This is a genomic window from Sphingomonas turrisvirgatae (assembly GCF_001721295.1).
In the GTDB taxonomy this organism is placed as follows: Bacteria; Pseudomonadota; Alphaproteobacteria; order Sphingomonadales; family Sphingomonadaceae; genus Sphingomonas; species Sphingomonas turrisvirgatae.
The window spans coordinates 104,207-118,129 of the sequence record NZ_MDDS01000035.1; the positions used below are offsets into that span (position 1 = coordinate 104,207).

General features: G+C 66.1%; 7 protein-coding genes. All 7 read right to left on the reverse strand.

Annotation, left to right across the window (positions count from 1 at the left end):
* Nucleotides 1–37: 37 nt before the first annotated feature.
* Entirely contained in the window at nucleotides 38–4,561 is a 4,524-nt protein-coding gene (gene gltB, locus BFL28_RS13225; protein WP_069321012.1) for a glutamate synthase large subunit, read from the reverse strand.
* A 90-nt stretch (nucleotides 4,562–4,651) separates the two neighbouring features.
* Complete coding sequence (locus BFL28_RS13230; RefSeq protein WP_069321013.1) at nucleotides 4,652–6,127, reverse strand: NAD(P)-dependent oxidoreductase; 1,476 nt, start codon at nucleotides 6,125–6,127, stop codon at nucleotides 4,652–4,654.
* A 142-nt stretch (nucleotides 6,128–6,269) separates the two neighbouring features.
* Nucleotides 6,270–7,070, reverse strand: coding sequence for an undecaprenyl-diphosphate phosphatase (locus BFL28_RS13235; protein WP_069321014.1), 801 nt, complete (start codon nucleotides 7,068–7,070; stop codon nucleotides 6,270–6,272).
* A gap of 146 nt (nucleotides 7,071–7,216) precedes the next feature.
* Entirely contained in the window at nucleotides 7,217–8,149 is a 933-nt protein-coding gene (locus BFL28_RS13240) for a complex I NDUFA9 subunit family protein (protein ID WP_069321015.1), read from the reverse strand.
* A 112-nt stretch (nucleotides 8,150–8,261) separates the two neighbouring features.
* Entirely contained in the window at nucleotides 8,262–11,654 is a 3,393-nt protein-coding gene (locus tag BFL28_RS13245; RefSeq protein WP_119184603.1) for an error-prone DNA polymerase, read from the reverse strand.
* Nucleotides 11,632–13,167, reverse strand: coding sequence for a Y-family DNA polymerase (locus BFL28_RS13250; RefSeq protein WP_079247138.1), 1,536 nt, complete (start codon nucleotides 13,165–13,167; stop codon nucleotides 11,632–11,634). Before BFL28_RS13250 ends, BFL28_RS13245 begins: the two co-directional genes overlap by 23 nt.
* Nucleotides 13,091–13,873, reverse strand: coding sequence for an ImuA family protein (locus tag BFL28_RS13255; protein ID WP_079247139.1), 783 nt, complete (start codon nucleotides 13,871–13,873; stop codon nucleotides 13,091–13,093). The genes BFL28_RS13250 and BFL28_RS13255 overlap by 77 nt, the downstream gene beginning before the upstream one ends.
* Nucleotides 13,874–13,923 lie beyond the last annotated feature (50 nt).

Genomic DNA, 13,923 nt, shown 5'->3' on the forward strand with positions numbered 1-13,923 from the left:
CGCTTACCTATAGCCGATGAGTCCCCGCTGAACGAGCCTACTCCGCCGCGACCAACTCGAGGCTGTCGTCGAGCGGATGCGCGAGCCGGTCGAGCATTTCCTTTGGCACGACTTGCCAGAAATGGCCGCACACACGCTCCCAATCCTCGATGAGGCCATTCGACCATTTGCTGTCGGTCGCCTCGGCATGGTCGGCGACGAGGTTCTTGAGCACCGCCTCCCAATACGCGGACGAGAGCCGCTGCCACACGATGCTGTCGGGGTTGGCGTTCGCTTCGAAAACGCGATCCTCGTCATAGATGAACGCCATGCCGCCCGTCATGCCTGCGCCGAAATTCTGGCCGGTGCGGCCCAGCACCACCGCGACGCCGCCGGTCATATATTCGCAGCCATTGGCGCCGCATCCCTCAACCACGACGTGCGCGCCCGAGTTGCGAACGGCGAACCGCTCCCCCGCCTGCCCCGCGGCGAACAGCCGGCCGCTGGTGGCGCCGTAGAGCACAGTGTTACCGATGATCGTGTTGGCGCGGCTCTCCAGTGGCGAGCTGACCAGCGGACGCACCACGATGGTGCCGCCCGACAGCCCCTTGCCGACATAGTCGTTGGCGTCGCCAAACACTTCGAGACGGATGCCCTTGCACAGGAACGCGCCGAGCGACTGGCCCGCCGAGCCGCGCAGGCGGATCTGGACATGGCCATCGTTCAATTTGCTCATGCCGAAGGTACGGGTGATCTCGCTCGACAGCCGCGTGCCGACCGCACGATGCGTGTTGCGCACGTTATAGGCGAGCTGCATCTTCTCGCCGCGATCGAACACCGCCTTTGCATCGGCGATGATCTGCGCGTCGAGGCTGTCGGGCACGGCGTTACGGAAGGTGTTGAGGCTGAAGCGGCGCTCGGCTTCGTCGGCATCGACCTTGGCTAGGATCGGGTTGAGGTCGAGATCGTCGAGATGCTCGGCGCCGCGACTGACCTGCCGCAGCAATTCGGTGCGGCCGACCACTTCATCAAGGCTCTTCGCGCCCAGCTTGGCAAGAATCTCGCGCACTTCCTCGGCGATGAAGGTCATGAGGTTGATGACCTTTTCCGGGGTGCCGGTGAATTTGTCGCGCAGGCGCTGGTCCTGGGTGCAGACGCCCACGGGACAAGTGTTCGAATGGCACTGGCGCACCATGATGCAGCCCATGGCAACGAGGCTCAGCGTGCCGATGCCGAACTCCTCGGCACCCAGGATCGCGGCGATGACGATGTCGCGCCCGGTCTTGAGGCCGCCGTCGGTACGCAGCTTCACCCGGCCGCGCAGGCCGTTGAGGGTGAGCGTCTGGTTGACCTCCGACAGGCCCATTTCCCACGGCGTGCCGGCATATTTGACGCTGGTCTGCGGTGACGCGCCGGTGCCGCCGACATGGCCGGCGACCAGGATGACATCGGCGTGCGCCTTGGCGACGCCCGCAGCAACGGTGCCGATCCCGGCGCTGGACACGAGCTTGACGCAGACGCGCGCGCGCGGGTTGATCTGCTTCAAGTCGTAGATCAGCTGCGCCAGATCCTCGATTGAATAGATGTCGTGATGCGGCGGCGGGCTGATCAGCGTCACGCCTGGCGTCGCGTGGCGCAGTTTGGCGATGAACTCGGTCACCTTGAAGCCGGGCAGCTGCCCGCCCTCGCCGGGCTTGGCACCCTGCGCCACCTTGATCTCGACCTCGTCGCACGCGCCCAGATATTCGGCGGTAACGCCGAAGCGGCCGGACGCGATCTGCTTGATCGTCGAATTGGCGTTGTCGCCATTCTCATAGGGCTTGTAGCGGACCGAATCTTCGCCGCCCTCGCCCGATACGGCCTTTGCGCCGATGCGGTTCATGGCGATCGCCAGCGTCTCGTGCGCCTCGGGCGACAGTGCGCCGAGCGACATGCCGGGCGTGACGAAGCGCTTGCGAATCTCCGTGATCGCCTCGACCTGATCGATGTTCACGCCTTCATTGGGGAAGTTGAACTCGAGCAGATCGCGCAGATACACCGGCGGCAAGTCGCGCACGCCGCGCGAGAATTGCAGATAGGTCGAATAGCTGTCGGTGCCGACTGCGGTCTGAAGCAAGTGCATCAGCTGCGCCGAATAGGCATGGGTCTCGCCACCATGGCGCTGGCGATAGAAGCCGCCGATCGGCAGCGTCGCGACGCCGGTGTCGAACGCCGCCTCGTGCCGCAGCCTGGCGTTGAGGTGCAGCGAGCTGTAGCCCTCGCCCGAGATCTTGGCCGGCATGCCCGGGAAGAAGTCGTTGACGAGGCTGCGGCTCAAACCGACCGCTTCGAAATTATAGCCACCGCGATAGCTGGAGATCACCGCGATCCCCATCTTTGACATGATCTTGAGCAAGCCTTCCTGGATCGCCTTGCGATGGTTTTTCAGGCATTGCGCAAGGCTGAGGTCGCCGAACAGGCCGCGCGCATGCCGGTCGGTTATTGCCGCCTCCGCCAGATAGGCGTTCACGGTGGTCGCGCCGACGCCGATCAGCACCGCATAATAATGGGTGTCGAGGCATTCGGCGGTGCGAACGTTGACGCTGGCATAGCTGCGCAGCCCCTTGCGCACGAGGTGCGTGTGCACCGCTGCAGTCGCCAGCACGCCGGCGATGGCGACACGATCGGCGCTGACATGCTCGTCGGTCAGGAACAGTTCGGTCGCGCCGGCGCGCACCGCCTGTTCGGCCTGGTTGCGCAGTTCCGCGATTGCCGCGCGCAGCGTCTCCGGACCGCCGCCGGCCGGGAAGGTGCAGTCGATCTCGGCCGCCTGGCTGCCGAAATGCGCCTTCAGCCGCGCCCAGTCATTGTTGGTCAGCACCGGGCTTTCGAGCACCAGCACCTTGTTCGCGGTCTCGCCGGTATCGAGGATGTTGGCGAGGTTGCCGAAGCGCGTCTTGAGCGACATCACATGGCGTTCGCGCAGGCTGTCGATCGGCGGATTGGTGACCTGGCTGAAGTTCTGACGGAAGAACTGGCTGATCAGGCGCGGCTTGTCGCTGATGACAGCAAGCGGCGTGTCGTCGCCCATCGATCCGACCGCTTCCTTGCCGTCGCTCGCCATGGGCGATAGGATCAGTTCCATATCCTCGAGCGTCTGGCCGGCGGCAACCTGGCGGCGCGTGAGTTCGGCGCGATCGAACAGCGGGCCGACATCATCCACCGGCGGCAGGCCGTCGATGTCGATGAATTCGCCGATCATCCCGGCATAGTCATATTCGCCGGCGATCCGGTCCTTGACCTCGTCATCGTGGTAGAAGCGGCCTTCTTCCAGATCGACCGCGATCATCTGGCCGGGGCCGAGGCGCCCCTTGGCAATGACGGTCGACTCCGGGATTTGGACCATGCCCGTCTCGGACCCGACGACCAGCAGTCCGTCGGCCGTGCGGGTATAGCGCAGCGGACGCAGCGCGTTGCGGTCGACGCCCGCGACCGCCCAGCGGCCATCAGTCATGGCAAGGGCGGCCGGGCCGTCCCATGGCTCCATCACGCTCGCTAGATACTTGTACATGTCGAGATGCTGCTGCGGCATCGATTCGATCGCCTGCCATGCCTCGGGCACGAGCATCAGCTTGGCCGTCGGCGCATCGCGGCCCGAGCGGCAGATCGCCTCGAACACCGCGTCCAGCGCCGCCGTGTCCGACGCGCCGGCCGGGATCACCGGCTTGATGTCCTCCGAATGCTCGCCGAACGCCAGGCTCGCCATCTTGATCTCGTGGCTGAGCATCCAGTTCTTGTTGCCGCGGATCGTGTTGATCTCGCCATTATGCGCCAGGCAGCGGAACGGCTGGGCCAGCCACCATTGCGGGAAGGTGTTGGTCGAATAGCGCTGGTGGAAGATCGCGACGCGGCTGACGAACCGCTCGTCCTTGAGGTCCGGGTAGAATTCGCTGAGGCTCTCGGCGAGGAACAGCCCCTTGTAGATGATCGAGCGGCACGAGAGCGAACACACGTAAAATCCGCTGATCTGAGCGGCGATGATCCCCTTTTCGATGCGGCGGCGGACGAGGTAGAGGTTCTTCTCGAACTCGGCCTCGCTCTGTTCGTCGGGCATGGGGCCGGCGATCATGATCTGTTCGATCTCGGGCCGGGTCGCCTGCGCCTTCATGCCAATGACCGACACGTCGACCGGCACCTGCCGCCAGCCATAGATGGTGTAGCCGGCCTCGATGATCGCGCTTTCGACGATCGTGCGGCACGCCTCCTGCGCGCCGAGATCGACGCGCGGCATGAAGATCATGCCCACCGCCAGACGATTGGGCAGCACGCGATGGCCCGAAGCGAGCACGGCATCGTCGAAGAAGCGCAGCGGCAGGTCGACATGGATGCCCGCGCCGTCGCCGGTCTTGCCGTCGGCGTCGACAGCGCCACGGTGCCACACCGCCTTCAGCGCATCGATCGCGCTCTGCACCACCCGGCGCGAGGGCTGGCCGTCGATCGCCGCGACCATGCCAACGCCGCAGGCATCGCCCTCGAATTCGGGACGGTACATGCCGTGCTCGGCAAGGAAGGCGCGCTGCGCGTCGAGGGTCATGTCAGTCATTTCGGTCGGCCTTCGGATCGGTATTCGGGCGTGACGGATGAGGAAACGGGCGCGCGACGGTACACGGGAGCGAACCGGGCGCAACGCAGATCATGCGGCGACGCTCTGCCGCTCGGCGGGCGTGATCCGCTGGCCGGGCGCGAGTGCCTTCTGCCCCTTGAGCCAGGCATGCATCCGCTCGCTGACGTCGCGGCCATCGCGGATTGCCTGAACCACCAGGCTGGCGCCCTTGACGATGTCGCCGGCGGCGAACACGCCTTCCAGGTTGGACATCATCGTGCGCGAATCCGTGCGGATCGTGCCCCAGCGCGTGACGCCAAGCTCAGGCGCATTGAACAGCGCGGGCAAGTCTTCGGCATCGAAGCCCAGTGCCTTGATCACCATATCGGCGGGCACGTCGAACGCCGATCCCGGATCGGGTTCGGGCGCGCGGCGGCCGGTCGCGTCAGGCGCGCCGAGGCGCATGCCGACTGCCCTGACCGAGGTGACCTGATCGCCGCCCTCGAACGCCTCTGGCGCGGAGAGCCAGACGAACTCGACGCCCTCTTCCTCGGCATTCTGCGTCTCGCGCTGGCTGCCGGGCATGTTGGCGCGGTCACGACGATACAGGCACTTCACGCTGGCAGCGCCCTGGCGGATCGCGGTACGCACGCAATCCATCGCGGTATCGCCGCCGCCAATCACGACGACGTTCTTGCCGGCGGCGTTGAGGCTGCCGTCATCATAGGCCGGCACCGCGTCGCCGAAGCCCTTGCGGTTGGATGCGGTCAGATAATCCAGCGCCTCGAGCACGCCGGTCGCGCCGACGCCCGGCGCCTTGATCGCGCGCGCCTTGTACACGCCGGTGGCGATGAGGATCGCGTCATGGCGGTTGCGCAGCTGATCGAGCGTCGCGTCCTTGCCCACCTCGAACCCCTGGTGAAACACAATGCCGCCGGCGGCGAGCCGGTCGGTGCGGCGCGTGACGATGTGCTTTTCAAGCTTGAAGCCCGGAATGCCATAGGTCAGCAGGCCGCCCGCGCGGTCGTGCCGATCATAGACATGCACCTCGTAACCCGCGACGCGCAGATATTCGGCGGCAGTCAGGCCGGCGGGGCCGGCGCCGATCACGCCGACCGACTGGCCGCGTGCCGGCCCCGGCACCAGAGGTTCGACCCATCCCTGGTCCCAGGCATTGTCGGTGATGAATTTTTCGACCGAGCCGATCGTGACCGAGCCGTGCTGCGAAAATTCGATGACGCAATTGCCTTCGCACAGCCGGTCCTGCGGACAGATGCGGCCGCAAATCTCCGGCATGGTCGAGGTGGCGTTGCTGAGCTCATAAGCCTCGCGCAGCCGACCCTCTGCCGTCAGGCGTAGCCAGTCGGGAATATGGTTATGCAGCGGACAATGGACCGAGCAATAGGGCACGCCGCATTGCGAGCAGCGCCCCGCCTGTTCTTCGGCAGTGGGCACAGCATAGCGCTCTGCAATCTCGTGAAAGTCCTGGGCGCGCAGGGGGGCTTCGCGCTTGGGCGGAAACTGCTGCGCACGGTCGACGAATTGGAGCATGACTTCTTTTGCCATGCGGAGCCCATGCCAGGTCCGACAGGGCGAGTCACGCCAAATTAGCGATATAAGTCAGTATTACTGCCCTAATCTAAGGCGAATTCAAGCTTGTTGCTAGCCAATCGCAGATCTGAGCTGCAACAAACCGTCCGGAACGGCCCTATCTACTCAGGAGCCAGATCAGCGCGGCACCTCCAATCACGATTCGATACCAGGCGAAGGGAGCAAATCCATAGCGACCGACGACCTTCACGAATGCCTTGACGACCACCAGCGCAACGACGAACGCGGTAATGAAACCAATCGCGATCCCACCGAAATCGTCGGCGCTCAGCAACGCGCGATCCTTCCACAGCGAATAGGTCGTTGCCGCCAGCATCGTCGGCACCGCCAGGAAGAAGCTGAACTCGGCGGCCGTCTTGCGCTCGACCCCCATCAGCAGCGATCCCATGATTGTCGCCCCCGACCGGCTGACCCCCGGGAGCATCGCCAGACACTGTACCAATCCGATCGAGACCGCCGTACCAGTGGGGATTTGCGGCACGCCGGTATAGCGAACCTGCTTCACCATGCGTTCGATCAGCAGGATCGCGACGCCGCCCACAATCAGCGCCACGGCGACGATCACCGGCGTCTGCATGGCCGCGCGGATCGCGTCATAGGCAATGACGCCGATAACCAGCGCCGGCATGAAACCGATCAGGATGTTGCGCGTGAACGCGATCGCACTAGGCTCGCGGTTCAGCAGCCCCATGCCGACGTCGAAAAAGGTGCGCCAATAGGCGATCAGCACCGCCAGGATCGCGCCGAACTGGATGGCGATCTTGAACGCGACCGATCCCTCGCCCGTAAAGCCGAACAACTCGCCCGCCAGGATCAAATGCCCGGTCGAGGATACCGGCAGGAATTCGGTCAGTCCCTCGATGATGCCGAGGAGGATATAGGTGACGATGTCGTTCATTACGGACGCTCCCCGCCGGATGCGCCCGGCATCATAAGGTCTGGTTCCGGAACCGGCCCGTTGCCCTGTCCAGCCACCCGGGCCAGCCTAGCGCACGACGCCTCGGGCCATGGCCGCCACTCGGCAGCCGCTGAATGCAGCGCGCGTCAAGCGGCGTGACGCGACCGGGCGAAGCGGCCGTGCTTTCGATAGCGCACAAGCCACGCCGCGGCGACGGCGCCGAGCGGGGTCGGCGTTATACCGAGGTCGCGCAGACCGTCGCCTTTCGCAACATTGTCCTTCTGAAGCATCAGCCACTGGTCCCAGGTGATCGGCGCACCGGGCAGGAAACCGAACCGCGCGAGTCCCGCACCCACGAAATCCGGCAGTTCGACCACCGGCTTGTCCTTGCCGATCGCCTGAACGAGCCACTGGTTGAACTGCGTGAAAGTCATAACGTCGGGGCCGCCGAGCTCGATCGTCTGGCCGGCATGGGCCTGCGGCTTGTCGAGCGCGGCGACGATCGCATCGGCGACATCGGCGACGAACACGGGCTGGATGCGCGTGCCGCCCTTCAGCACCGGCACGAACGGCGATCGCGCGGCGATGCCGGCGAAGCGGTTCACGAACTGATCCTCCTGACCGAAGATCAGCGAGGGGCGCAGGATCGTGGCGTCGGGGAAGACTGCGCGGACCTGCGCCTCACCCTCCCCCTTCGACCGGCCATAGGCTGAGGGCGAATCGGGATCGGCCCCGATTGCCGAGACATGGGCAAGCGCGGTTACGCCGGCCGCAGCAGCCGCCCTGGCGACATTGCCCGCGCCATCGGCATTGACGGCCTGGATCGTCGGCCCAAACACCCCGGCAAGGTTCACGACGGCGTCAGCGCCCGCGACGGCGCGGGCAAGTGTGTCGGGGCGGCGCACATCGGCGGCGATGAATTGAGTCTGCCCCAGTCCGCCCAGCGGCTTGATGAAGAACGCGCCGCGCGGGTCGCGTTGGGCGATGCGGATACGTGCACCTGCCTTGAGCAGCGCCTGCGCGACATAGCGACCGGCAAAGCCGCCGCCGCCGATCACCGTGACCAGTCTGTCCTTCATCGCGCCCTCGATTTGGTGTCGAACTTTCCTCTGTTCCCCATGCCTTGCAGCGCAGCAAAGGGCAACCGGTGCTTGTGGATCGGTAGTGCCGCATCCAGCAATCCGAGCGAGACTAATGAAAATCGCGTGAGCCGGGGAGGATGCGCACGTCGCGCGGATGACGGTGGCTGGGGCCGCGCGCGACTTCGTCGGTCGGGCAGAGCGGCAGATGAGGCGTTTCTTCGTTCAGCAGGGACAGGAGTGCGGTGCGATCGGTGACGGTGCTGGCCATCAGGTGGACGACGCCTTCCTTGCTGCGCTGGATCACCCCTTCCACCACCATCAGGCGCGAGGCCATGACCGCACGCCGCTGCCGCTCGAAATCGCGCGCCCAGAGCAGCACGTTGGTGACGCCGGTCTCGTCCTCCAGCGTGATGAAGATCGCATTGCCCTTGCCCGGGCGCTGGCGGATCAGCACGACGCCGGCGGTACGCACGCGACGGCCGGCCTTTGCTGCGCTGGTCTCCGCGCAGCTCAGCACACCCTCGCTCTGCAGCGTGTCGCGCAGGAAGGTCATCGGGTGATCCTTGAGCGAGAGGCGCGTCACCTGATAGTCGGCGGCGACCTCTTCGCTCAGCGGCATGGCGGGCAGCGCGATTTCGGGTTCCTCGCCCAGTTCACGCGCGCGGGCCGCGGCGAACAGCGGGAGCGCACCGGATGGGGTGCGCCGCGCTTCCCACAACCCTTCGCGACGCGAAAGGCCGAGCGAGCGGTAGGCGTCGGCATCGGCGAGCAGGCGCAGCGCGCGGCGGGGCAAGTCGGCGCGGCGGGCGAGCGGCTCGACCCCGTCATAGCGGCCGTTCGCGTGCTCGGCGGCGATATCGTTGCCCCAGTCCTGGCGGAACCCATCGATCTGGCGGAAACCGATGCGCAGCGCCAGCCCGCCCCGCCCATCCGGTTCGAGGCTATTGTCCCATCCGCTGTAGTTGACGTCGATCGGGCGGATTTCGACATCATGCTCGCGCGCATCGCGCACCAGCTGTGCCGGGGCATAAAAGCCCATCGGCTGCGAATTGAGCAGCGCGCAGCAGAACACCGCCGGATGATGGCATTTGAGCCAGGCGGAGACATAGACGAGGCGCGCGAAGGACAGCGCATGGCTTTCGGGGAAGCCGTACGAGCCGAAACCCTTGATCTGATTGTAGCAGCGCTGCGCGAAGTCACGCTCATAACCGCGCGCGGCCATGCCTTCGACCATCTTGGTTTCGAATTCGCCGATGGTGCCGACATGGCGGAAGGTCGCCATGGCGCGGCGCAGCTGGTTGGCTTCTGACGGCGTGAAGCCGGCGGCGGTGATGGCAAGCTTCATCGCCTGTTCCTGGAAGATCGGCACGCCATAGGTCTGGCCGAGCAGCTGTTCGAGTTCGTCCTGAGGATGGTCAGGTCCAGGCGAAGGCAGTTCCATGTTCTCCTCGCCGCAGCGGCGGCGGAGGTAAGGATGGACCATATCGCCCTCGATCGGGCCGGGACGAACGATCGCGACCTGAACGGAGAGATCGTACAGGCTTTTGGGCGCGAGCCGAGGCAGCATGTTCATCTGCGCGCGGCTTTCGACTTGGAACACGCCGACGCTGTCGCCCTTTTCGAGCATGGCGTAAACTTCGGGATCGTCGGAATCGAGATCGACGCGCAGATCCTGCTCGCCCAGATCGTGAAGCTTCATCAGATCGAACGCCTTGCGCACGCAGGTCAGCATGCCGAGCGCGAGAACATCGACCTTCATCAGCTCGAGCGCGTCGATATCGTCCTTGTCCCATTCGATGAAGGTGCGGTCCTCCATCGCGCCATTGTGGAGGGGCACCGTCTCGTCGAGCCGGTCCTGAGTCAGCACGAAACCGCCGACATGCTGCGACAAATGGCGCGGCGCCTTTTGCCCCAGCAACTGAGCGACCAGATCGATCAGGCGGCGGATTTCGGGCGAGTTCACGTCGAACCCGGCCTCGGTCACGCGATGTTCGGGCAGTTCGCTGCTGAAGCTGCCCCACACGGTATCGACGATACGTCCAGTGATATCCTCGGTCAGGCCGAGCGCCTTGCCCACTTCGCGCACCGCACTGCGCGGACGATAGTGGATGACGGTGGACGCGATGCCGGCACGATGCCGGCCGTAACGCTCGTAGATATATTGCATCACCTCTTCGCGCCGCTCATGCTCGAAATCGACGTCGATATCGGGCGGCTCGTCGCGCTCGTCGGACACGAAGCGCGAGAACAGCAGCTTGTAGCGCACCGGATCGACCGAGGTGACGCCGAGCAGGAAGCAGACGATCGAGTTGGCCGCGCTGCCGCGCCCCTGGCACAGGATCGGCGGATCGCAGTTCCGCGCAAATTTGACCAGATCGTGGACGGTCAGGAAATAATAGGCGTAGTTGCGGCGCGCGATCAGCTCGAACTCGTCGGCCAGCAGCCTGAGCGCTTCGTCGAGCTTGTCGGGCGGATAATAGTCATGTGCGGCCTGAATGGTGATGTGTTCGAGCCATGCCTGCGGCTCCCAACCTGCCGGGACCGGCTCGTGCGGATATTCATAGCGTAGCTGGTCGAGATCGAACTCGATCCGGTCGAGCAGATGGCGGGTCTGTGCGATCGCGTCGGGATAGCCGGCGAACAGCCGTGCCATCTCGTCCGAAGGCTTGAGATGACGTTCCGCATTGGCTTCGAGACGACGACCCGCATCATGGACCGTCGTGCCTTCGCGGATACAGGTGAGCACGTCCTGCAACGGGCGGCTCATGGGGTCGGCGTAGAGCGTGTCGCCGACCGCAATCAGGGGGATGCCGGCCCGGCGGGCGGTCAGCGCAAGCTCGGCCAGGCGCCGCTCGTCCTGACCCTGCCGCGCCATGGTCGCACCCAGCCACACGCGGCCGGGCGCGAGACGGACGAGGCGTTGCAGCAGCGGTTCGAGACCCGGCGGCTGAACCAGCGTCAATTGCGGCTCGGCAATGTCGGGTTCGAACGCCACCAGCTTGCGCCGCGGGCGCTGCGGGCTGGCGGTGCTGGTCGGCAGGACGATCAGCAGCAGGTCGTCCTGATAGGCGACAAGGTCGGTGAGGCGCAGGATGCAATCGCCCTTTTCAGCGCGCAAATTGCCTTGCGTCAGCAGCTTGCAGAGGTTGCCCCAGCCGCGCCGATTGACCGGATAGGCGACGATATCGGGCGTGCCGTCGACGAATACCAGCCGCGCGCCGGGAACGTATTTGATGCGCGGTTCGGGCAACCCTGCTGCCGCCGCCTTTTCCCGCAGGCGGCGCATGGTGACCTGCGCACGGACCACGCCGGCCACGGTGTTGCGATCGGCGATGCCGATGCCGGCAAGGTCGAGGTCGTGCGCACGCGCGATGATGTCGTCCGGGTGCGACGCGCCGCGTAGGAACGAGAAATGCGTCGCGGCGACGAGTTCGGCGTAATCAGTCACGCAAACAGGCGCCTTTGCTGGTCCTTCTCGCTCACGCGAACAGTCCGTGCACATACCAGCGGGGCGCAGGCTTTTCGTCGTAGAGGCCGTGGCGGAACAGCCAGAAGCGGCGGCCGCGTACGTCCTCGACGCGGTAGTAATCGCGGGTCAGGCCGGGATCGCCGGGGGCGCGGCGCCACCATTCGGCAGCGATGCGCTCCGGCCCCTCGAAGCGCGAGATTTCGTGCAGATTGCGCCGCCAGCGGAAACGACGCGGCGGACCGTCAGGGAGCTCGGCGATGACTTCGACGGGTTGGGGCGGATCGAACAAATGGATCGGGCGGTGCGGCGGTTCGGCGGGATCGGGTGTTGTCCAGGCGGCGGGTGGCGGCGCCTCGATCGCGGGCAGCGCCAGCACGGCCTGTTCGGGGATGTGCGTGTCGCGTGCGACGAAGCGGCGGATGCGACGCGGACCCGCGCGCATGCTCAAGCGATCGACCAGTTCGCCGATCGCTTCGTCGGCATGGTCCAATCCGCCTTCCAGTTGAAGCTGCGCGGCGGCAAGCGGCTCGATGCGCGGCACTGCGAGCCGGATCATGTCGAAGCCGAAGCCGGGGTCGATAGGGTCGGCGAGCGCGGCGACGCGTTCGGTGAATAGCCGCATGATGCGGGCGGAATCGCGCAACGGTCCACCGCATTCCACGGCGAGATCGACGACATGCCCGTCGCTGCGAAACAGGCGGGCGACGAAGCGGCGGCCGCCCTTGCGCTGTTCCTCCATGGTAATGGATGCCTGCGCCGCCAATTCGCCGATCACGGCAACAGCGTCGTCGGCGCGTGCAATCGGTTCGGCAAAGCGCCGCTCGAACAGCAAGGCCGGCGGCGCGCGGCGTGGGGTGATGACACTGCCGCTGCGGCCAAGCAGGCGGGCGAGCCGGTCGGGCAGTTCGGTGCCGAATCGCGCGGCAAGCGGCTCGGCCGGACGGTCGGCCAGGTCGCCGACCGTCTTGAGGCCAGCGCGCCGCAACGCACGGTCGGCCTCGTCATCGAGTTCGAGCGCAGCGACCGGCAGGCGGCGAAGCGCGGCGGCTTCGCTGGAGGATGGCGCAGTCTGGAAGCGGGCGAGCGCACGTGCGCCCTCCGGCGTGTCGGCGAGTGCATGACGCAGATGGCCGGTCCAGCGCCGCATCCGCGCCTCAACCTCCGCCAACAATCCATATTCGCCGCCGAACAGATGCGCGCAACCGGTAATGTCGAGCGCCAAGCCATCCGGCGGCTCGGTCATGACGCTGGGCGTAAAGCGGTCGCAAGCGTCGGCGATCCGCTCGAGCCACGACATGTCGGCGGCGGGATCGCCCTCGACCGCAGCAAGATCGGGTACGCGCGCGCGCGCATCGGCGAGCGTCATGCCGATGCCCAGGCCCAGCGCCACCGCATCCGGGTTGCACGCGGTCAGCCGCACGGCGCCCTTGTGCCGTTCGGTCAGCGCCAACGGCCCTTCGACCGCCAAGTCAGCCGGTGTTGAGCGCGCCAGCCGATCGGTCGGCAGATAGGGGAACCACAGCGCCAGATATCGTCTCGCCGTCATGTTCCTGCTCTCTCAACGTCCCGTTCGCCCGATCCCATTCCACTCGCCACGCCCCCCCGTCCGGCCTGCCGCGCTGGCGCAGCAGTTCGATCCGCCACGCGGGGTGCCCCGGCGCATTGGCTGGGAGCGCGATGGACGGCGCGGGCGCGATGGCAATGCGCGTCTGCGCCGCGCTCGGCGCTTCATGCCCGGCAACGCGCAGCAGCAGTGCGGTGACCCCAGACCCTTCCGCCGCCAGCGCCAGCCGGCGCGTGGCGGTGAGGTCGAGCGGCCGGGGATCGCCCCAGAGTTCGATCACGACCGCGCCCAGTGCCGGGCAACGAATGGCGTCGGCGGCACAGCGCAGCACCGCCGCAGGATCGGGCAGCACCCCGAGGATGAGATGTGCGGGATCGAATCCGATCTCGACCAGTCCAGCCGCGTGCAACCGGCCCATGCCGCGCTCCGCCGCCTCTTCACGCAGCCACAGCAGCTCGCCGCCCAGTCGCTGCGCCAGGACACCGGCAAAGCCCGCGCCGCTACCGGCTTCGCCGGGATCTGCGACCTGAAGTTCATGGACGCGACCGCGCAGCAGCCCGCCGCCAAGCGCCCTGTCGAGGCCGTCATGGCCAGTCGGCGCATGGCGCGGCGAGACGCTCGCCGGCTTGTGGCGGCGCTCGATCCGCGCCAGACGGCGCTTGAGCAAAGGCAAGGACTCAACGGACATATGTTCGCTATATGTTCCGCTTTTTAGCGGTGGTGAGTCAAGGCCGCTGT